At 72.2% G+C, this 19,419-nt stretch carries 16 protein-coding genes; 9 read left to right on the top strand and 7 right to left on the bottom strand.

The window, feature by feature from the left end; translation table 11 throughout:
• Nucleotides 1-157: 157 nt before the first annotated feature.
• Nucleotides 158-3,364 carry a molecular chaperone Hsp90 gene (locus ABZ434_RS25550; RefSeq protein WP_359141246.1) on the top strand — a complete coding sequence of 1,069 codons (3,207 nt, stop codon included), beginning with the start codon at nucleotides 158-160 and terminating at the stop codon, nucleotides 3,362-3,364.
• 15 nt (nucleotides 3,365-3,379) lie between these two features.
• Here the strand turns inward: ABZ434_RS25550 and ABZ434_RS25545 are convergent, their stop codons facing one another.
• Nucleotides 3,380-5,872 (bottom strand): HAD-IC family P-type ATPase, encoded by a 2,493-nt coding sequence (locus ABZ434_RS25545; RefSeq protein ID WP_359141243.1) that lies wholly within the window; start codon nucleotides 5,870-5,872, stop codon nucleotides 3,380-3,382.
• Between the two features lie 115 nt (nucleotides 5,873-5,987).
• On the bottom strand, nucleotides 5,988-6,272 hold the full coding sequence (locus ABZ434_RS25540) for a DUF2530 domain-containing protein (protein ID WP_359141240.1): 285 nt from the start codon (nucleotides 6,270-6,272) through the stop codon (nucleotides 5,988-5,990).
• A gap of 187 nt (nucleotides 6,273-6,459) precedes the next feature.
• Here ABZ434_RS25540 and ABZ434_RS25535 point away from each other — a divergent pair, with 187 nt between their 5' ends.
• A complete protein-coding gene (locus ABZ434_RS25535; protein ID WP_359141238.1) occupies nucleotides 6,460-7,914 on the top strand; it encodes an NCS2 family permease in 1,455 nt (484 codons plus the stop codon).
• A gap of 46 nt (nucleotides 7,915-7,960) precedes the next feature.
• On the opposite strand, the gene ABZ434_RS25530 is transcribed toward ABZ434_RS25535, so the two are convergent.
• Complete coding sequence (locus ABZ434_RS25530) at nucleotides 7,961-8,167, bottom strand: ribbon-helix-helix protein, CopG family (RefSeq protein WP_359141235.1); 207 nt, start codon at nucleotides 8,165-8,167, stop codon at nucleotides 7,961-7,963.
• Nucleotides 8,168-8,312: 145 nt separating this feature from the next.
• On the opposite strand from ABZ434_RS25530, the gene ABZ434_RS25525 reads away from it, so the two are divergent.
• The 3 genes from ABZ434_RS25525 (at nucleotide 8,313) to thpR (ending at nucleotide 10,841) form a co-directional block, all read left to right on the top strand.
• On the top strand, nucleotides 8,313-8,753 hold the full coding sequence (locus tag ABZ434_RS25525) for a MarR family transcriptional regulator (RefSeq protein WP_219573152.1): 441 nt from the start codon (nucleotides 8,313-8,315) through the stop codon (nucleotides 8,751-8,753).
• Between the two features lie 95 nt (nucleotides 8,754-8,848).
• A complete protein-coding gene (locus ABZ434_RS25520; RefSeq protein ID WP_359141232.1) occupies nucleotides 8,849-10,183 on the top strand; it encodes an MFS transporter in 1,335 nt (444 codons plus the stop codon).
• A 94-nt stretch (nucleotides 10,184-10,277) separates the two neighbouring features.
• Nucleotides 10,278-10,841: an RNA 2',3'-cyclic phosphodiesterase gene (gene thpR / locus ABZ434_RS25515; protein ID WP_359141229.1), complete on the top strand. Its 564-nt coding sequence runs from the start codon at nucleotides 10,278-10,280 to the stop codon at nucleotides 10,839-10,841.
• Nucleotides 10,842-10,962: 121 nt separating this feature from the next.
• On the opposite strand, the gene ABZ434_RS25510 is transcribed toward thpR, so the two are convergent.
• Nucleotides 10,963-11,739 (bottom strand): alpha/beta hydrolase, encoded by a 777-nt coding sequence (locus ABZ434_RS25510; protein ID WP_359141226.1) that lies wholly within the window; start codon nucleotides 11,737-11,739, stop codon nucleotides 10,963-10,965.
• A gap of 121 nt (nucleotides 11,740-11,860) precedes the next feature.
• Here ABZ434_RS25510 and ABZ434_RS25505 point away from each other — a divergent pair, with 121 nt between their 5' ends.
• A complete protein-coding gene (locus ABZ434_RS25505) occupies nucleotides 11,861-12,385 on the top strand; it encodes a PadR family transcriptional regulator (RefSeq protein ID WP_359141223.1) in 525 nt (174 codons plus the stop codon).
• A 63-nt stretch (nucleotides 12,386-12,448) separates the two neighbouring features.
• On the top strand, nucleotides 12,449-13,444 hold the full coding sequence (locus ABZ434_RS25500) for an aldo/keto reductase (RefSeq protein ID WP_359141221.1): 996 nt from the start codon (nucleotides 12,449-12,451) through the stop codon (nucleotides 13,442-13,444).
• 37 nt (nucleotides 13,445-13,481) lie between these two features.
• On the opposite strand, the gene ABZ434_RS25495 is transcribed toward ABZ434_RS25500, so the two are convergent.
• Complete coding sequence (locus ABZ434_RS25495) at nucleotides 13,482-15,152, bottom strand: serine/threonine-protein kinase (protein ID WP_359141218.1); 1,671 nt, start codon at nucleotides 15,150-15,152, stop codon at nucleotides 13,482-13,484.
• 227 nt (nucleotides 15,153-15,379) lie between these two features.
• Here ABZ434_RS25495 and ABZ434_RS25490 point away from each other — a divergent pair, with 227 nt between their 5' ends.
• The gene (locus tag ABZ434_RS25490) at nucleotides 15,380-15,880 is read left to right on the top strand and encodes a hypothetical protein (protein WP_359141215.1); all 501 of its coding nucleotides are present in this window, start codon (nucleotides 15,380-15,382) and stop codon (nucleotides 15,878-15,880) included.
• 105 nt (nucleotides 15,881-15,985) lie between these two features.
• Here ABZ434_RS25490 and ABZ434_RS25485 read toward each other — a convergent pair whose 3' ends face one another.
• Nucleotides 15,986-17,359, bottom strand: a complete 1,374-nt coding sequence (locus ABZ434_RS25485; RefSeq protein WP_359141212.1) for a choice-of-anchor A family protein — start codon at nucleotides 17,357-17,359, stop codon at nucleotides 15,986-15,988.
• Nucleotides 17,360-17,629: 270 nt separating this feature from the next.
• Here ABZ434_RS25485 and ABZ434_RS25480 point away from each other — a divergent pair, with 270 nt between their 5' ends.
• On the top strand, nucleotides 17,630-18,652 hold the full coding sequence (locus tag ABZ434_RS25480; RefSeq protein WP_359141209.1) for an endonuclease/exonuclease/phosphatase family protein: 1,023 nt from the start codon (nucleotides 17,630-17,632) through the stop codon (nucleotides 18,650-18,652).
• Nucleotides 18,653-18,739: 87 nt separating this feature from the next.
• Here the strand turns inward: ABZ434_RS25480 and ABZ434_RS25475 are convergent, their stop codons facing one another.
• Nucleotides 18,740-19,399 carry a GNAT family N-acetyltransferase gene (locus ABZ434_RS25475; RefSeq protein WP_359141206.1) on the bottom strand — a complete coding sequence of 220 codons (660 nt, stop codon included), beginning with the start codon at nucleotides 19,397-19,399 and terminating at the stop codon, nucleotides 18,740-18,742.
• Nucleotides 19,400-19,419 lie beyond the last annotated feature (20 nt).

The following is a 19,419-nucleotide window of genomic DNA, read 5'->3' as shown; positions in this document are numbered from 1 at the left end:
CCCGGAGGGGCACCACCCCCACCCACCGGACAACAGCGCCCCGCGGGGACCCCGCACACAAGCCCGTCCGGCGATTGAGGACGGAACCCCGCACCCAGAGGGGCGCACACTGGGCGGGTACGCGTAACCGGACCACGGACGAGGGAGTCACGGCGGCATGAATGCGACCGAGGGGGCCGACCCGTTCGGAACCGCGCGCCTGCGACGCGGCGTGCTCGACGCCTGGGGCGCCGGCCCCGCCCGCTTCCGCGAGGATGCCAACGCCGAGGAGGACCTCGCGCTCGGCGGCTACCGCGACCGCCTCGTCGTCGAGCTGGCGCAGAACGCCGCCGACGCCGCAGCCCGTGCCCGTGTGCCCGGCCGGCTCCGGCTGACCCTGCACCCGGCGACCGGGGTCGCCCCGGCCGTCCTCGCCGCCGCGAACACCGGCGCGCCCCTGGACGCCACCGGCGTGGAGTCGTTGTCCACCCTTCGGGCCTCCGCCAAGCGCGAGGGCCACGAGGGGGCCGTCGGCAGGTTCGGTGTCGGGTTCGCCGCCGTGCTCGCGGTGAGTGACGAGCCGGCCGTCGTCGGCCGGCACGGCGGCGTGCGCTGGTCCCTCGCCGAGGCCCGTGACCTCGCCCGTGAGGCGGCGCTCGGCAGCCCCGGCCTCGGCGACGAACTGCGCCGCCGCGACGGCCACGTACCGCTGCTGCGCCTCCCGCTGCCCGCCGAGGGCACCGCTCCCGACGGCTACGACACGGTGGTCGTCCTCCCGCTGCGCGACGGCGTCGCCGAGGACCTCGTCGGCCGGCTGCTCGACGCCGTCGACGACGCCCTGCTCCTCACCCTGGCCGGCCTCGACGAGATCGTCGTCGAAACCCCGGACACCGTAAGGACGTTGCGCCGCTCGCAGCACGGCCCGTACACGCACATCGAGGACTCCGCGCACGGTACGAACCGCTGGCGGACCGTCAACCACCACGGACCCGTCGAGCCTGCCCTGCTCGCCGACCGCCCGCTGGAGGAACGGCTGCGCCCGCACTGGTCGGTGACCTGGGCCGTCCCCGTGGACGCGGAGGGCGCCCCGGTCCACCCCCGTACCGCCCCCGTCGTGCACGCCCCGACCCCCACCGACGAACCGCTCGGCTTTCCCGCGCTGCTCATCGCCTCCCTTCCGCTGGACACCACCCGCCGGCACCCCGCGCCCGGTCCGCTCACCGACTTCCTCGTGCAGCGCGCGGCCGACGCGTACGCGGAACTGCTGGCCGACTGGCAGCCGGTGACCGTCGCCACCATCGGGCTCGTGCCGGGGCCGCTCGGCAGGAGCGAGTTGGACGGCGCGCTGCGGGCCGCCGTGCTGGAACGGCTGCCCCGGGTCGCGTTCCTGGAACCGGCGGCCCCGCGCGATCCCGCCGCCGAGCCGGACCGGTGGGACAGCTGGGACGCGGGGACCGAGAGCGCCCGCAAGGCCACCACCGCGCTGCGGCCGATCGAGGCCGAGGTGCTGGAGGGGGTCGGCGCCGAGACCGTCTCGGTGCTGGCCGAGGTGCTGCCCTGCCTGCTGCCCGCGGGACTTGAGCGCCGCAGCGAACTGCGGACGCTCGGTGTCGCCCGCGTACCGCTGACCGAGGCGATCGACCGGCTCGCGGGTCTGGAGCGCGACCCCGGCTGGTGGCGGCGGCTGTACGACAGCCTGGCCGGTGTCGAGCCGGACCGGCTGACGGGCCTTCCGGTGCCGCTCGCCGGGACGGAGTCCCGCGGGCCCGACCCCGAGACGCCGCCCGTCCCGCGGACGACGATCGGCCCCCGGCAGATCCTGCTCCCGCTGCCCGACGCGCTGACCGGGCCGGTCCTGGAACGGCTCGGGCGGCTCGGGCTGAAGGTCGCGCACCCGGACGCCGCGCATCCGCTCCTGGAGAAGCTCGGAGCCCTGCCCGCCACGCCCCGCGCCGTGCTGACGACCCCGCAGGTGCGGGCCGCCGTCGCCGGTTCGCTGGACGCGGGCGAGATCTGGGACGAGGACGCGCTGGACGGCGACGAGCTCGTGGAGACCGTCCTCACCCTGGTCAGGGACGCCGACCTGACGCCCGGCGAGGAGCCCTGGCTCGGGGCGCTCGCGCTGCCCGACGAGGACGGCGAGCTCACACCGGCCGGGGAACTGGTGCTGCCCGGCAGCCCGTTCGCCGCCGTCATGCGCGAGGGCGAACTCGCCCACTGCGATGCGGACCTGGCCGACCGCTGGGGTGAACAGCCCCTCACCGCCTGCGGAGTGCTGGCCACGTTCGCGCTCGTGCGTGCCACCGACGTGGTCCTGGACCCGGACGAACTGGAGCCGCGCGACAGCGACTACGCCGAGCCCGACGACGCCGGGCTGCTCGACGCCGTCGACGTCTGGTGCGAGGACATCCTCGACCAGCTCCCGGACACGCCCGTACCGCCGGTCGCCACCGAGATCGTCGCCGTCCGCGATCTCGACCTCGTCGACGACGACGCCTGGCCCCAGGCCCTCGCCCTCCTGGCCAGGCCGCCTCTGCGGGACGCGCTGACCCAGCCGGTGCGCGTGCTGCTCCCGGACGGTACGACGCAGTCCGTACGCCCGTACACAGCCTGGTGGCTGCGCGACCACCCGGTACTGGACGGCCGCCGCCCCGCAGGTCTGCGCGCCCATGGCAGCGACCCCCGGCTGGCAGGCCTGTACGACGCCGCCGACGCGACCGGCTTCGACGACGCGCAGGTGCTGCGCGCCCTCGGCGTGCGGACCTCGGTCGCGGCCCTGCTGGACGAGCCCGGCGGTGCGGCCGAACTCCTCGGCCGGCTCGCGGACGAGGACCGCCCGGTCGGCCCCGTACAGCTGCATTCCCTGTACACCGCACTCGCCGACCTGGACCCGGAACAGGTGACGCTGCCGGACGAGCTGCGGGCCGTCGTCGACGGTGAGGTGCGGGTCGTCGACGCGGCGGACGCGGTGATCGCCGACGCCCCGGACCTGCTGCCGCTGACCAGGGGTGTGGCGCTGCTGCCCGTCGCGCCGGCGAGCGCGGCGGAGCTGGCCGAACTGTTCCAGGTGCGGCGGCTCGGCGAGAGCGTCGAGGCGGAGGTGACGTCCGAGGGCGAGGAACACCAGGTCCCCGACCCGGTCCGGATCCTGCTCGGCCCCGGCACCCCGGACACGTACGTCGAGCACGGCGAACTGCTTGCGGGAGGCGCCGAACTGGACTGGCGCCGCACGCCGGACGGTGTCGTCCACGCCGCGACCCTGGAGGGCGTCGCGGCGGGCCTGGCCTGGGCGGCGGGCCAGTGGCCGCGCCGCTTCGAGGTCGCGGCCCTGCTGGAGGACCCGTCCCGCACGGACGAACTGGCCCGGGACCGCTGGTTCGACTGAGCGCGGGGGCCGCCGCTACACCGGGAAGCGGCGGCCCACCAGGCGCCAGGCGTACTCCAGGGCGGCCGAGGCCACCACTGCGATGCCCACCGCTGTCCACGGCATCGTCGTCCCCACCAGCTTCAGGGCGAAGAAGTCCTGGAGCCAGGGCACCACGAGGACGATCAGGAACGCCAGGCCCATCGCCGCCACCAGGCAGATCCGCCACCAGGTGTAGGGGCGCGCGATGATCGCGAGGACCCACATCGAGACCAGGAACAGGGTGAGCGTCGCCGCGCTCGTCTCCGCGTCCAGTGCGCCCGTACCGGAGTAGTGGCTCCGGGCGATCAGGTACATCGCGAACGTGGCGGCGGCCGCGATGGTGCCCGACGGGATCGCGTACCGCATGACGCGGCGCACGAAGTGCGGATGGGCCCGCTCCTTGTTCGGCGCGAGGGCCAGGAAGAAGGCCGGGACGCCGATCGTCAGCGTCGACAGCAGGGTCAGGTGGCGGGGCAGGAACGGGTACTCCACCTGGAAGCAGACGACCAGGACGGCAAGGAGGACCGAGTAGACGGTCTTCGTCAGGAACAGCGTGGCGACGCGGGTGATGTTGCCGATGACGCGACGGCCCTCGGCGACGACGGACGGCAGGGTCGCGAAGCTGTTGTTCAGCAGCACGATCTGGGCGACCGCGCGGGTCGCCTCCGAGCCCGAGCCCATCGAGACGCCGATGTCGGCGTCCTTGAGCGCGAGGACGTCGTTGACGCCGTCGCCCGTCATCGCGACGGTGTGGCCGCGGGACTGGAGGGCTGCGACCATCTCCCGCTTCTGCTGCGGGGTGACGCGGCCGAAGACCGTGTTCTCCTCCATCGCGGTGGCCATCGCGTCGGGATCGGTCGGCAGCTTGCGCGCGTCCAGGGTGTGCTCGGCGCCCGGCAGCCCCAGCTTCGCTGCGACGGCGCCGACCGAGACGGCGTTGTCCCCGGAGATCACCTTCGTGGCGACCCGCTGGTCGGCGAAGTAGGCGAGCGTCTCCCCGGCGTCGGGCCGCAGCCGTTGCTCCAGGACGACCAGTGCGCTCGGTACGGCCCCGTCGGCCAGGTCCGGGGCGTCGAGTCCGCCCCGCGCGCGGGCCAGCAGCAGCACCCGTAGGCCCTGCTCGTTGAGCTGCTCGATCTCGGCGAGCGCCGGGTCCGCCTCGGGCAGCAGTACATCGGGGGCGCCGAGCAGCCAGGACGACTCACGCCCCTCGCCCTCGTCGAACGCCGCGCCGCTGTACTTGCGGGCCGAGGAGAACGGCAGCGCCTGTGTGACGCGCCAGCCCGTGCCGTCCGGGGACGGGGCCGGGTAGGTGTCGATGATGGCCTGGAGGCTGGCGTTGGGGCGCGGGTCCGAGGCGCCGAAGGCCCCGAGGACGCGGCGCAGGTAGGGGTCCTCGGCCCCGTTCAGCGCGCGGACCTCGGTGACGTCCATGCCGCCCTCGGTGAGGGTGCCGGTCTTGTCCAGGCAGACGACGTCGACCCGGGCCAGCCCCTCGATCGCGGGGAGCTCCTGCACCAGGCACTGCTTGCGGCCCAGCCGTACGACACCGATCGCGAAGGCGACCGAGGTGAGCAGGACCAGGCCCTCGGGGATCATCGGGACGATGCCGCCGACGGTGCGGGCGACCGAGTCCTTGAAGTTGTTGTCCTTGACGACGAGCTGGCTGATGATCAGGCCGATCGCGGTCGGGATCATCATCCAGGTGACGTACTTGAGGATGGTGGAGATGCCGCTGCGCAGCTCGGACTGGACGAGCGTGAAGCGGGAGGCCTCCTCGGCGAGCTGTGCGGCGTAGGCCTCGCGGCCGACCTTGGTGGCGGCGAAGGCGCCGCCGCCGGCGACGACGAAGCTGCCGGACATGACGGCGTCCCCGGCCCGTTTCAGCACCGGGTCGGCCTCGCCGGTGAGCAGGGACTCGTCGACCTCCAGGCTGTCGGCCTCGGTGACCGTGCCGTCCACGATGACCTTGTCGCCGGGGCCGAGCTCGACGAGGTCGCCGAGGACGATCTCGGAGACGGAGACCTCGGCCGCCACCCCGTCCCGCCGCACCGTGGGTTTCGCCTCGCCGATGACCGCGAGGCTGTCCAGGGTCTTCTTGGCCCGCCACTCCTGCACGATGCCGATGCCGGTGTTGGCGATGATCACGAAGCCGAAGAGGCTGTCCTGGATGGGCGCGACGAACAGCATGATCACCCAGAGCACGCCGATGATCAGGTTGAACCGGGTGAGGACGTTGGCGCGGACGATCTCGGTCACGGACCGGGAGGAGCGCACGGGTACGTCGTTGACCTCGCCCCGGGCGATCCGCTCGGCGACCTCGGCCGCGGTCAGCCCGCGCGCGGCGGTTGCCGGGGCGGGCAGGTCCGCCGGGTGGACCGGGTCGAGCTCGGAACCGGCGTCGATCTTCACCGGCCGGCCGGCGCCGGGGGGTCCGGAGGAACCGTTCGGCTGTTCCCCGGAGGGATCGAGTGCCCGCTGAGTCATGGTTCCGACGGTACGGGCGGAACGTCCGGTTCACCCACCGAGGGGTAGGAAGATCAGACCGGGGGAGGAGGGGAATCGTCCCGTGGCAGTACGGGCCCGGCCCGGCCGCCCGGTCTCAGGCGGTGGCGCCCGGCGTGTCCGTCGGTTCGCCGTGCGCCGCAGCGGCGCGCTTGAGTGCCGCGTCGCGGCCCCGTACGTACCAGATGCCGATCAGTCCGAGGCCGGCACCGGCCAGGCAGGTCCACACCCACCACAGGTGGCCGTGGTCGTCGAACCAGCCGTAGAACGGGAGCTGGACCAGGAAGAGGACGAACCAGAGGATCGTGCCGCCGGTGATGGTCGCGACGACCGGTCCCTCCAGGGGCTCGGGTGCCTCGTGCTTCGGTGTCCACTTCGCCATGCGGCCAGTGTATGCGGGGCTCACACAAAGATGGCCGGGCCAGTCGGCGCAAGGGTCTACGCGCGGAGATAGCGATCTTCGCCTTATGTATTCATACTGAATCTGCTTACGACTGTCTCAATTTATTCGTGTGAAAGTCCAAAGCTGACTGGTTTTAACCCCCCTCTACGCACGACTGAGGTCATACATGTCCCCCTCGGCCACCGCTCAGGTCGACCCCACTCCGCCCCCGTCCCCGCAGCCCACCGGCGGCCTGGACGGTTTCTTCAAGATCTCCGAGCGGGGGTCGTCGGTCGCGCGTGAGATCCGCGGTGGTTTCGCCACGTTCTTCGCGATGGCGTACATCATCGTGCTGAACCCGATCATCCTGGGCAGCGCGAAGGACATGTACGGCCACCAACTCGACAGTGGCCAGCTGGTCACCGCGACGGTGCTGACCGCGGCGTTCTCCACCCTGCTCATGGGCGTCATCGGCAACGTGCCGATCGCGCTGGCCGCGGGCCTCGGCGTCAACACCGTCGTCGCCCTCCAGCTCGCCCCCCGGATGAGCTGGCCCGACGCGATGGGCATGGTCGTCCTCGCGGGCATCGTGGTCATGCTGCTCGTCGCGACCGGCCTGCGGGAACGCGTGATGAACGCCGTACCGACCTCGCTCCGCAAGGGCATCGCGATCGGTATCGGTCTCTTCATCCTGCTGATCGGTCTGGTCGACTCGGGCTTCGTCTCCCGCATCCCGGACATCGCGCACACCACCGTCCCGCTCCAGCTGGGCAATGACGGTCACCTCAACGGCTGGCCGGTCCTGGTCTTCGTCCTCGGCGCGCTGCTCACCCTCGCGCTGATCGTCCGCAAGGTGCCGGGCGCGATCCTGATCTCCATCGTGACGATGACGGTCGTCGCGCTGATCATCGACGCGGTCGCCGACCTGCCGGGCGAGGCCTGGGGCCTGACCGTGCCGGAATGGCCGGGCAACCCGGTCGCCTCGCCCGACTTCGGGCTGATCGGCGACGTCAGCCTGTTCGGGGGCTTCGACAAGGTCGGTGTCCTCACCGGCGTCCTGTTCGTCTTCACCGTGCTGCTGTCCTGCTTCTTCGACGCGATGGGCACCATCCTCGGCGTCGGCGACGAGGCCAGGCTGACCGACAAGGACGGCAACTTCCCGGGCATCAACAAGGTGCTGTTCGTCGACGGCATCGCGGTCGCCGCGGGCGGTGCGAGCTCCGCCTCGGCGGGTACCTGCTTCGTGGAGTCCACGGCGGGTGTCGGGGAGGGGGCCCGCACCGGCTTCGCGAGCATCGTCACGGGTCTGCTGTTCACGGCGGCGCTGTTCCTCACACCGCTGGCGACCATGGTCCCCTCGCAGGCGGCCACTCCGGCCCTGCTGGCGGTCGGCTTCCTGATCATCGCGGGCTCGGTGCGGGATATCGACTGGAGCGACTACACGCTCGCGATCCCGGCCTTCCTCGCCATGGTCATGATGCCGTTCACGTACTCGATCACCAACGGCATCGGGATCGGCTTCATCACGTTCTGCGTGCTGCGGCTGGCCGTCGGCCGAGGTCGTGAGGTGCCGGTGGCCATGTATGTGGTGTCGGCGGTCTTCGTCTTCTACTACGCGATGCCGGCGCTCGGCCTCACGTGATCCCGGGAGGGTCGCGGAAGAGGGCCCACGGCCCGGGAGGTCTCCGTCAGGTGACCTCCCGGGCCGTGACCTCCTCCGCTCCGTAGAACTTCTCCGTCTCGTCGACGGCCGCCTGGAAGCGCTCGTCGAAATCGTCGCGAATGAGCGTCCGGACCACATAGTCCTGGACGCTCATTCCGCGTTTGGCCGCGTGCTGCTTGAGCCGGTCGAGCAGCTCACCGTCTATCCGCAGGCTGAGCACTGTCGATCCCATGGCAAGCAGGGTTACGTCCCGCGGGCCCGACGCGCGTGACTTTCCGGAATCGACTCACTCGTTTGGGTGATCGATTGGTGATCTGGCCCTCGCGCGTGTACCACCGAGTGGTCTTTAGGGTAGGTAATGAGTTACGCTAACAAACATGCCTGACCTGATCCACGACAGCGACAGTGCCGCCGCCGTGAGCTCCCTTCGTTCCGCCGTCATGCTGCTCGGCCGGCGCCTCAAGCACCAGCGCGTCGACGAGTCGCTGAGCCCCACCGAGATGTCGGTGCTCGGCACCCTCGCGCGTTGCGGCTCGGCCACCCCCGGTGAGCTGGCCCGCAAGGAGCATGTGCAGCCGCCGTCGATGACCCGCATCGTCGCGCTGCTCGAAGCCAAGGGACTGGTCAGACTGGAACCGCACCCCGATGACCGTCGCCAGAAGATGGTCAGCCAGACCGAGCAGGCCGAAGCCATGCTCGCCGAGAGCCGCTCCAAGCGGAACGCCTGGCTGACCACCCTCGCCGAAGGCCTGGACGAGGACGAGTGGGAGACGCTGCGCAACGCGGCGCCCGTGCTGGAGAAGCTCGCCCACCTGTAGCGGAGCGGGCCGCGCCGGACAGAAACCGGAGCACCGCCCCACCGCCGCATCCCCGTCAGTCAGCACAATGCCCACGCCCGAGGAGGCGAACCCTTTTGAGTACGGGATCCGGAGCAGACTCCGCCCCCGCACCGACTTCCACCCACGAGAGCAAGCCCGGCGGGACCTTCTCGTCGCTGAAGATCCGCAACTACCGCCTGTTCGCCACGGGCGCCGTGATCTCCAACACCGGCACCTGGATGTCCCGCATCACGCAGGACTGGCTCGTTCTGAGCCTCACCGGGTCCGCCACCGCCGTCGGTATCACCACGGCACTCCAGTTCCTCCCCATGCTGCTCTTCGGCCTGTACGGCGGCGTCATCGCCGACCGTCTCCCGAAGCGCAAGCTCCTCCTCTTCAGTCAGGCGGCACTCGGCCTGTGCGGGATCGCGCTCGCCGTCCTCACGCTCTCCGGCGTGGTGCAGGTGTGGCACGTCTACCTGATCGCCTTCCTGCTCGGCATGGTCACGGTCGTGGACAACCCGGCCCGCCAGGCGTTCGTCTCCGAGATGGTCGGCCCCGCCCAGCTGCGGAACGCCGTCAGCCTGAACTCGGCGAACTTCCAGTCCGCCCGGCTCGTCGGTCCCGCCGTCGCGGGTGTGCTGATCACCTCGGTCGGCAGCGGCTGGGCGTTCATGTTCAACGGCCTGTCGTTCCTCGCGCCGCTCGTCGGCCTGCTGATGATGCGTACGAGCGAGCTGCACAAGGCCGTCGTCATCCCGCGCGCCAAGGGGCAGCTCCGTGAGGGGCTCCGTTACGTCTCCGGACGCCCCGAACTGATCTGGCCCATCGTCCTCGTCGGCTTCGTCGGCACGTTCGGGTTCAACTTCCCGATCTGGCTGACGGCCTTCGCGGACGAGATCTTCCACGGCGGCGCCGGGATGTACTCGTTCTTCAACATCCTCATGGCGGCCGGCTCCCTCGCCGGCGCGCTCCTCGCCGCCCGCCGCCGCTCCTCGCGGCTGCGGATGCTGGTCGCGGCCGGTACGGCGTTCGGCGTGCTGGAGATCGTCGCGTCCATGGCGCCGTCCGTCTGGCTCTTCGCGCTGCTGCTCGTCCCGATCGGCATGATCGGCCTGACGACCAACATCAGTGCGAACACCAGCGTGCAGATGGCGTCCGACCCCGCCATGCGGGGCCGGGTGATGAGCCTGTACATGATGGTGTTCGCCGGTGGTACGCCGGTGGGCGCCCCGATCGTCGGCTGGATCAGCGACGCGTACGGCGTCCGCACCGGCATGGCGGTCGGCGGGGTGTTCTCCCTGGTGGCCGCGCTCGGTGTCGGCTTCATGCTGGCCCGCGTCGGCGGCCTGCGCCTCAAGGTCGATCTGCGGCCGGGCCGCCCGCACGTGCGGTTCGTCCCGCGCGAACAGCTGGCGACGGCGGCCTGAGAGCCGTCGGTACGGACGCGATACGGCCCCACCCGAGGAATCGGGCGGGGCCGTACGCGCAGGACGGCGCGCCGGGGGCTGCCAGACTCGCCGCATGAGACTCTTCGCCGCCGTCCTGCCACCGGCCCCCGCGGTCGAGGAGCTGCGCCGTGCCGTGGTCCCTCTGCGCTCCCTGCCGGGCGCCGACACCCTGCGCTGGACCGGGGCCCCGGGCTGGCACTACACGCTGGCCTTCCTCGGGGAGGTCGACGAGGAGCTGCTGCCGGACCTGTACAGCCGGCTGGAGCGGGCCGCGCACCGGACCGAGACGTTCGCGCTGCGCGTCCACGGGGGCGGGCGGTTCGGCGGGCGGGCGCTGTGGGCGGGGGCCGCGGGCGGGCTGGACACCTTGCGGCTGCTGGCCGAGCGCGCCCACGCCGCCGCTCGCCGGGCCGGGGTGCCGATGGAGGAGCACCGCCGCTACACCCCGCACCTGACCCTGGCGCGCAGCCGCGTCCCGGCGGACCTGGCCCCGTTCACCGAGGCCCTGGAAGGCTTCGAGGGGCAGATCTGGGAGGCCGGTGAGCTCAGCCTCGTACACAGTCATCTGCCGGTGGACGGGGTCCCGGGGGAGCAGCCACGGTACCGCGTGGTGCGGGCCTGGCCGCTGGGTCGGTGAGCGGGGCGGTTACGCTCGTCGGGTGGACCCGAAGACCAGAAACCGCATCATGGCGGCCGTGCTCGTGCTGATGTTCGCTGCTGTCGCCGTGGCGGCCGCGGTCGGCTGATGGCGGCCTTCCTCAGCTGAAACCCCGCGCGGTCTCCTTCGCGAACGCCTCGGGGTTGTCGAGCATGATGTTGTGCCCGCAGTCCGGGACCGCGACCACGTGCACCCCGCCCGCCGTGAGCGCGTCCTCGCCGGGCAGCGGCCCGTCGTGCTCCGGCCGCAGGTACGTCACCGGGACCGGCAGCTCCAGCAGCAGCGCACGCATCGTCGGTGTCGTCCCGCGCGCCAGGTGGACCGCGCTGCGGTGCAGGGCCTCGGGTCCGGCGAGCCGCATGGTCGACCACCAGTGCGCGCCCACCCGCTCGCGTACCTCGTCCCGGCCGTGGGCCAGGAACTCCTCCTCCGTGTACGCGGCGATGCCGCTGCTGCCGGCCGGCGGCACCGGCGACGGGACGACCGGGTCGAGATTCGCGTCCACCAGGACCAGCCGTGCCACCAGGTGCGGGTGGCGGGCAGCGAGGACGATCGCCACCGCGCCGCCCATGCTGTGCGCGACCACCTCCGCGTCCCGGACCCCGGCCGTCTCCAGCGCGTCCGCGACGGCGTCCGCGTGCTCCTCCAGGGTGTAGCCGAAGTCCGTGGGGCGGTCGCTGATGCCGAAGCCCAGGAGGTCCATCAGCAGGGCGCGCCCGCCGGCGAGCAGTGGATGGGTGGCGCTCGCCGTGAAGTAGGGGCCGCTGGAGGCGCCGAGTCCGTGCAGATAGAGCCGGGGCGGTGCGGCGGCGTCGTGGCCCGCGATCTCCACCCACCGGATACGCGCGCCGCCGGCCGTCACCTGGGCGTCCTGCATGTCTCCTCCTGGGATCCGGGTGTCATGCGGTCCGGGGTGCCCGGAACGGGCCGAGGACCGCAACCATCGGCGCGACTATACATCGGTGGCGATGTATAAGGCCATGGGGGAGGATACGGTCATGCTGGAACTGGCCATCCTGGGATTTCTGTACGAGCAGCCGCTGCACGGGTACGAACTGAAGCGGCGGGTCGCCCACCTCACCGGCCATGTCCGGCCGATCGCCGACGGCACCCTGTACCCGGCGATCAAGCGGCTGGAGCGGGCGGGCTGGCTGGGCCGCCGGACCGAACCGGGCAGCAGGGCCGCGCCCCGCCACACCCTCACCCTCACCGACGAGGGCCGCGAGGAACTGCGCCGCCGCCTGCGGGATGCCGACCAGGTGGACATCAGCGACGAGAACCGCTGGTTCACCGTCCTCGCCTTCCTGCGTCACCTGCCGTCCCCGGCGGAGCAGGCGGCCGTGCTGCGCCGGCGCCTCGCGTTCCTGGAGGAGCCGAGCAGCTTCTTCTACGAGGGGGAGCGGCCGCTGGACGCCGAGTCGTTCGACGACCCGTTCCGCCGCGGTCTGCTGGTGATCGCCCGCGCGACCGGCGAGGCGGAGCTGGCCTGGCTGGCGGGGACGCTGGCGGCACTCGAGAACTGATGTCCGCGCCCGCACGGACGGGTGCTTGCTTCGAGCGGACTCGAAGGCGTTGGCTTGGTACCCATGAAGTACACACATCTGGGACGCACGGGACTCGAAGTCAGCCGCCTCGTACTGGGCACGATGAACTTCGGTCCGCAGACCAACGAGGCCGACAGCCACACCATCATGGATGCCGCGCTCGACGCGGGCGTCAACTTCTTCGACACGGCGAACGTCTACGGCTGGGGCGAGAACAAGGGCCGCACCGAGGAGATCCTCGGCACCTGGTTCGCCCAGGGCGGCGAGCGCCGGGACAAGGTGGTCCTGGCCACGAAGGTGTACGGGAACATGGCCGCCGACGGCGACGCCTGGCCCAACCACCACAAGCTCTCCGCGCTGAACATCCGGCGGGCCGTCGACGCGAGCCTCAAGCGGCTCCAGACGGACCACATCGACCTGTACCAGTTCCACCACATCGACCGGGACACCCCGGTCGACGAGATCTGGCAGGCCGTCGACGTCCTGATCCAGCAGGGCAAGATCCTCTACGCGGGCTCGTCCAACTTCGCCGGCTGGAAGATCGCCCAGACCAACGAGACGGCACGGCGCCGGGGCTCGTACGGTCTGGTCAGTGAGCAGTGCCTCTACAACCTCGCGGAGCGCCGCGCGGAGATGGAGGTCATCCCGGCCGCGCAGGAGTACGGCCTCGGCGTCATCCCCTGGTCGCCGCTGCACGGCGGCGTGCTCGGCGGGGCGATCCGCAAGGAGAGCGCGGGCGGCTCGACCCGCTCGACCACGGGCCGGGCCGCGGAGACGCTCGCCGACCCCGCGGCGCGGGCTCGGATCCAGGCGTATGAGGACCTGCTCGACAAGCACGGCCTGGAGCCGGGCGAGGTGGGCCTGGCCTGGCTGCTGACCCGTCCGGGCGTCACGGGTCCGATCAGCGGCCCGCGCACGCTGGAGCAGTTGGAGTCCGCGGTGCGCGCGGTCGACCTGGAGCTCTCGGACGAGCTGCTCTCCGCACTCGACGAGATCTTCCCGGGCCCGGGCCCGTCCCCGGAGGCCTTCGCCTGGTGAACCGAGCCGGCCGGGCGGCCCCGGGTGCCACGTGCGCTCAGGCCGTCCGGCCGTTCCGGCGAACGGGCGCCAGGATCCGGCCCAGCACCGCGGCGGTGACGAGCCACACGCAGCAGGCGACCGGCACCGCGCCGACGGTCTGGAGCGGGCTGCGGTAGGCAAGCACCGCCCAGGCGGCGACGCCGTTGATCCAGCCGCTCATGGAGAGGATCAGCGCCGCGCGCGGCGACAGCCGGAGGCGGGTGACGAGCTGGTCCGCGATCAGTACCCCCACCGTCAGCGCGGCGACGCAGGCCGCGAACGCGATGACGACGAAGCGCCCGGAGATCTCGTCCGTGGCCGCGTTGTCGATGGCCGCGCCGCCCGCGCCGAGGGGGAGGGCGAGCAGCAGCGCGGAGACGAGCCGGGTGAAGAGCGACTTGTCCTGCGGGTCGAACATGTTGGTGAACCCCTGGGCCCCCGCCATGCCCAACAGCGCGCCGAGGACGGCCCCGGCGAGCGCCCCTTCCGTGCCGGCCGGTGAGCAGAACGCCACGAGGAGGGCCGTGACCAGGGCGGTTCCGGCCCCGGCGAGCCAGGTGGCCGCCACGGTCCGGGTGGAGACCACCCCGCCGCGCGACGCCCGCCCGGTGATGCGTAGCCGCTGGGGCGGACTCGCGGGCTGTGGCCCCTCCGGCAGCGGGAAGGGGTACGCCGGCATGTGCGGCTGGAAGGGGAGGGTGGGCGGAGCCGGTGGGTACGGGACCGGAGGGGCGGGGGCGGCGGCCGTCGGGGCCGCGGAATGGGGAACCGAGCCCAGGACGGTGGGGGCGCGCTCCGGCGGGACGGGTCCGGCTGCCGGCGCTGCGTCCGGTCCCGCGGCGATCGCGGCACGTAACAGGTCGGCGGTCTCCGCCGCGCCCTCCGGACGCTCGCCCGGCTCCTTGGCGAGCAACCGCAGCACGACCGCGTCGAGTCGGCCGAATCCGGCAAGGTCCATGCGCCGGGCACTCGGCGGCTCGGGGAGGTCGCCCAGGTGCTGCGCGAGGACGGCCGTACCGGCACCGGTGAACGGCGGCCCGCCCGTGAGCAGCGTATGGAGCAGGCAGCCGAGGGAGTACAGATCGCTGCGGCTGTCCAGGACGTCGGGAGCCCGTATCTGCTCCGGCGACATGTAGAGCGGGGTGCCGATCACGAAACCGACGGCGGTCAGATCGGTGCGGGTCATCGCCGCGGCCGTCGACAGCATCCGCGCGATCCCGAAGTCGAGGATCTTGATGGTTCCGTCCGAGGTGAGCAGGACGTTGGCCGGCTTGATGTCGCGGTGCACGATGCCCGCCCGGTGCGCCGTCTCCAGCCCCGCGCAGATGTCGATGCCCCATCCCATCACCTCTTCGGGCGAGGGGAGTTCCGGCCTGCGGCTCTCCATCACGGCCCCGAGGTCCCGCCCCTGGAGGTGTTCCATGACGAGGTAGAGCACGCGTTCCCCCGCCACCTGCGCCTCGCCGAAGTCGTGCAGGGTGACGATGTGCGGGCTCGACAACCCGCCGACGACACGGGCCTCACGAGCGAAGCGGGTCGCCGAGGTGTCCTCGTCGATACGGGAGAGGACCTTGACCGCGACCTTCCGCCCGATGCGTTCGTCCTCGGCCAGCCACACCCGGCCCATTCCGCCGGAACCCACCGGCTCCGTCAGCCGGTACCGTCCGTCGAGAATCTCACCACGCATCGGTCGCCCCCCGCTCAACTCGCTTCGTCCGCCCCGTACATGATGTCCTGACAGACGGTACGCGGCCCAGCCCGTCCCGGTAACGACGCGGGGAGCGCGAGCCCGCGATACCGGCGACGCTGTGCGACGGCCTTCCCCCTGGACGGCCACGGGTGCTGTGCGGCCGGCGGAGTTCCGCAGGTCGCAGGTACCCGGTGACCTGTCGGTCCGCGGCGTAGCCTGGGACCGTGAACGCCACTCCCGAGGTACTGACCGTACTCGGCGGCCTGCTCGCCGCCGCGGCTCCCGACGACCGCGGAGCGCTCTGGCAGCTCGACAAGCAGGGCAGGGAGTTGGACGCCAACCTGGTGCGGCTGCCGGCGGGTGCGGAGGTGGGGGAGCATCAGGAGGACGTACTGGACGTCCTCCTCGTGGTGCTCGAAGGCGACGGCCGTCTCACACCGGGCGACGGCGGCGAGCCCCTCGCCCTCACCCCCACCACGGTCACCTGGCTCCCGCGCACCTCGCGCCGCTCCCTGACCGCGGGCCCGGACGGCCTCGCCTACCTCACGGTGCACCGCCGCCGCCCGGGACTCGCGATCGGGAGCGCGCCGGCTTCCGCGGTGACCTACGAGGGGGGCGAGGCGCCCTGCGCGCTGGACCGGGTCTGCCCCGAGTGCGGCCGGATGTCACAGGAGTCCGCACCGAAGTACTGCGGCGAGTGCGGGGAGCGCTTCCCGGGCCGCTGACCCGGGAAGCCTGTCCGCTCACGGTGCTGCCGTGGTTGCCGCTGCTCCGGTGCCCCTCGGTCGTCGAAGCCGCTGTTCGGCCCGGTCCGGTCCGCGGGCCGGCGATCAGTGCTTCGGCCGACGGCGGCGCCCCACGAGTACGAGGCCCAGGGCGACGAGGAGAAGGCTTCCGCTCGCCGCGAAGAGGGTGGTGGACGGGCCGGTGTCGGCGAGCCCGCCGCCCGGCCCGTGATGGTCTCCGCCGTGGTGCGGGGTGGGGCGGCCGTGCGTCTGCGTCGGCACCGGCTCGGTGGGGGTGGGCGCGGGGATCGACCCGGTGGGTGTCGGTGTGGGCTCGGTGGGGGTGGGTGTCGGTTCCGTCGGCGTCGGAGTGGGATCCGTGGGGGTCGGCGAGGGGGACCCGCCCCCGGTGCAGTCGATCTCGGCGGCGAACGGGAACTGGTGGATCTCGCCCGCGCCGACGGCCGTGCCGTCGGCGGAGAGCGGTCCGGCCGTCAGCTCCTTCACCACGATCGTGCCCTCGATGTTGGAGGGGGCGATGTCCGTGAGGTGGGCGCGGGGCGCGAAGGCGGTGCCTTCCAGGGAGTCGCCGTCCGCCATGGTGATGTCGGTGGCGTCGGGGAAGTTCCACAGCATGTACGGGGCCTGCTCGCCGGACGCCCCGGCGAGGTTCGGCATGTGCCAGACGTACGTACCGTTCGTCCCCGTCGTGTCGACGTCGACCACGAACGGTGTCCTCGCCGTCGGAGGTGTGTCGAAAGTGATCTCGGAGAGGTTGTTCAACTGCTCGCCCGTCAGCCGGAGCACGTTCGTCTCCCCCTCGGTGAGGGTGACATGGGCACTGGTCCCGGCCGGGAAGCCGGTCTGGTCGGGCAGCGGGGCTCCGGCGGCATCGCGCAGGACGACGTTCGTGTCGCAGGTGTCGATCGCGTCGGAGCGGTCGCGGTAGGTCGAGAAGAGCGCGTCGAGGTCGGGCAGCCCCGTGGTGTCGGTGACCGACCCGACGGGCTGGCGGACGGTCGTCTCGATCCGCGGAGTGGAGTTGTGCGCGGCCCCGGCCGCGACGACCTGGGTGCTGACGTCAGCGTTGTTGACGTCCTTGTCCAGGACGGACGAACCCGTCCCGTCACCGATCTTCACGTAGCCGTCGCTGAGGACCTTCAGCACGCCCTGCGGGGAGCTGTTCGCGTGGTCCGCCCTGCCCTCCACGAGCAGGGCCGTCGGGCGGTCGTCTCCGGGTGCGGTGAACGTGCCGGGGGTGTGCAGCGCGACGTTGTAACCGGGGCCGTAGGTCAGGTCTCCGCCGATGGCCACCGAACCCTCGGTCTCGGTGCTGCCCAGGGTGGCGTCGTCCTGGACGAGCACACCGAAGCCGTTGTCCCCGGCCAGCGGATTGCCCGAGTAGTCGGCCGCGGCGGGGACGGCGGATGCCAGGCACAGGACACAGACGGTTGCGGCGGCGAGACTGATGCGTTTCATGCCGGGGACCGTAAGTGTGATGGTCTGCCCGCATGGAACGGCAAGGCCGCAGGGTCACCCACACGGCCGCCACACTCCTTCCACTGGCGGTCGGTCAGGCTCCTTGCCCGCGCCGGGCTCTGTGAGCGGCGCAAGCCGCGCGGGAGGGCGGTGCACCCCTCCGGCGGTCCTGCCCGGGTCCGATCCGGCACGGCGTCGCCGGGAACTGCCCGGCCGGGCAGCCCGTCCTGAAAAGCGAGGTCAACAAGCGGACGGGGTGTACGGAACATCATGGTGGAGCGGACGGACAGCGGAGCGGCCCCGGCGGACACCGGAGCGGCCCCGGCGGCGAAGGCCGGTGTCTCCCGGTGGGTGTGGGAGCGCCGGGGGCGGTGGACGCGGGGCCGGGTGATCGCCGTACTCGCCCTCCTCACCGCACTCCTGCTCGCGTTCCCCGGGGTGGTGCCCAACCGGCCCGGCCACCTGGGGAGCCTGCTGGAGGCGTTCGCGCCCTGGCTCGGCCTCGCGGTCGTCCCGCTGTTCGTCTCGGCCCTGCTGCGCCGATCGGCCACGGCGCTCCTGTCCCTGCTCCTGCCGCTGGTGGCCTGGGCGTTCGCGTTCGGCGGCCTGTTCCTCGCCGCGCCGGAGCCGGGCGGGCGCGATCTGGTCGTGGTGCAGCACAACGTGAGCGACGTGAACACGGACCCGGCGGGCACGGCCCGCACCCTGGCCGGGGCCGGGCCGGACCTGATCGCGCTGGAGGAACTGGTCCCGGCCGCCCTGCCGGAGTACGAGAAGGCCCTCGCCCCGGACTTCCGGTTCCACGAGGTCCGGGGAACGGTCGGCCTGTGGTCGAGGCACCCGCTCTCCGACACACGCGTGGTGGACATCAGGCCCGAGGGGATCGCGGAGGGCTGGAGCCGCGGTCTGCGCACCGTGGTCCACACCCCGCAGGGCGAAGTCGCGGCCTACGTGGCCCATCTGCCCTCGGTCCGCGTCGGAACGAGCGGCTTCGCCTCGTCCTGGCGGGACGAGAGCGCTCATCTGCTGGGCAGGGCCGTCGCCGCCGAGACAGTGGCGAAGGTGATCGTGCTGGGCGACCTCAACGGCACGGTCGACGACCGCGGCCTGTCCCCGCTGACCTCTCAGCTCAACACCTCGGAGCGCGGATTCGCGTTCAGCTTCCCCGCGTCCTTCCCACTGGCCCGGATCGACCAGGTCCTGGCCCGCTCGGCGACGGTCGGCCGTATCCGCACGCTGCCTGCGACGGGCAGCGACCATCTGCCGGTCACCGCCCGGGTCACGCTGGGCTGAGCGGGGCGACAGCCCGGTCGCCGGCCCCGTCCGCGTGACGATGCGCCGACAACCCGACCGCTCCTGGGGAGGGGGCGGGCCACGAGGTCAGATCCGGTCTCCGTCCGGCCCCTCAAGGCTGAGACCCAGGATGAACGCGCTCGGCTCCTCCACGAGTTGCTCGAACCCCAGGTGCCGGTAGAAGCCGACCGCACCCGCGTTCGCCTTGCCCACGCCGAGGTGAACGCCGCGAACGCCCCGGGTGCGCAAGGCGCCGAGCAAGGTGTGGATCAGGCGGGACCCGTGGCCGCCGCCCTGGGCCTCGGGCAGCAGATCGATGTGCAGATGGGCGGGGTACGCGGCGGCCACCTCGGCCGGAGCGGTGGGGGGACGGTCGATCCACTTCCGGGCGAAGGCGTCGGCGGAGCCTTCGCGGACCGGCTTCCCGCTGTGCCGGGCGCGGAGCGCGGGCCACCATTCCCGTTCGAGGGTCTGCTCGAAGGAGGCGGTGTCGGCGACCCCGAGGACGTACCCGGAGGCGGGCCGGCCCGGGCGGGCGAGGACCCAGGCGAGGTCGGGGGCGTACCGGAGGTGGGGAGCCAGGAAGATGTCGCCCGGGAGGCGCGGGTCCTCGAACGAGCCCGTCGCGTCCTTGCCCGATGCGGCGGTGCGCAGGCAGATGTCGTGGAGCCGGTCGGTCTCCGCCGCGTCGTCCGTGCGGGCGGCGCGAATCCCGAACTCTGCGGCTGGTCGCGGGTGGTCGTTCACGGGCACCTCTCGGGGAACGG

The organism is Streptomyces sp. NPDC005761 (assembly GCF_040630635.1).
Taxonomy (GTDB): domain Bacteria; phylum Actinomycetota; class Actinomycetes; order Streptomycetales; family Streptomycetaceae; genus Streptomyces.
The sequence above is the reverse complement of the archived record's forward strand: the minus strand, read 5'-3'. Positions and strand labels throughout refer to the sequence as shown.

Bases quoted from the DNA above. Each gene is read 5' to 3' on its own strand.
- ABZ434_RS25495 (WP_359141218.1), bottom strand. From the start codon at position 15,152: ATGCGTGGTGAGATTCTCGACGGACGGTACCGGCTGACGGAGCCGGTG.
- ABZ434_RS25505 (WP_359141223.1), top strand. From the start codon at position 11,861: ATGCTGGAACTGGCCATCCTGGGATTTCTGTACGAGCAGCCGCTGCAC.
- ABZ434_RS25480 (WP_359141209.1), top strand. From the start codon at position 17,630: ATGGTGGAGCGGACGGACAGCGGAGCGGCCCCGGCGGACACCGGAGCG.
- ABZ434_RS25510 (WP_359141226.1), bottom strand. From the start codon at position 11,739: ATGCAGGACGCCCAGGTGACGGCCGGCGGCGCGCGTATCCGGTGGGTG.
- ABZ434_RS25485 (WP_359141212.1), bottom strand. From the start codon at position 17,359: ATGAAACGCATCAGTCTCGCCGCCGCAACCGTCTGTGTCCTGTGCCTG.
- ABZ434_RS25525 (WP_219573152.1), top strand. From the start codon at position 8,313: ATGCCTGACCTGATCCACGACAGCGACAGTGCCGCCGCCGTGAGCTCC.
- thpR (WP_359141229.1), top strand. From the start codon at position 10,278: ATGAGACTCTTCGCCGCCGTCCTGCCACCGGCCCCCGCGGTCGAGGAG.
- ABZ434_RS25530 (WP_359141235.1), bottom strand. From the start codon at position 8,167: ATGGGATCGACAGTGCTCAGCCTGCGGATAGACGGTGAGCTGCTCGAC.
- ABZ434_RS25540 (WP_359141240.1), bottom strand. From the start codon at position 6,272: ATGGCGAAGTGGACACCGAAGCACGAGGCACCCGAGCCCCTGGAGGGA.
- ABZ434_RS25535 (WP_359141238.1), top strand. From the start codon at position 6,460: ATGTCCCCCTCGGCCACCGCTCAGGTCGACCCCACTCCGCCCCCGTCC.
- ABZ434_RS25545 (WP_359141243.1), bottom strand. From the start codon at position 5,872: ATGACTCAGCGGGCACTCGATCCCTCCGGGGAACAGCCGAACGGTTCC.
- ABZ434_RS25550 (WP_359141246.1), top strand. From the start codon at position 158: ATGAATGCGACCGAGGGGGCCGACCCGTTCGGAACCGCGCGCCTGCGA.
- ABZ434_RS25500 (WP_359141221.1), top strand. From the start codon at position 12,449: ATGAAGTACACACATCTGGGACGCACGGGACTCGAAGTCAGCCGCCTC.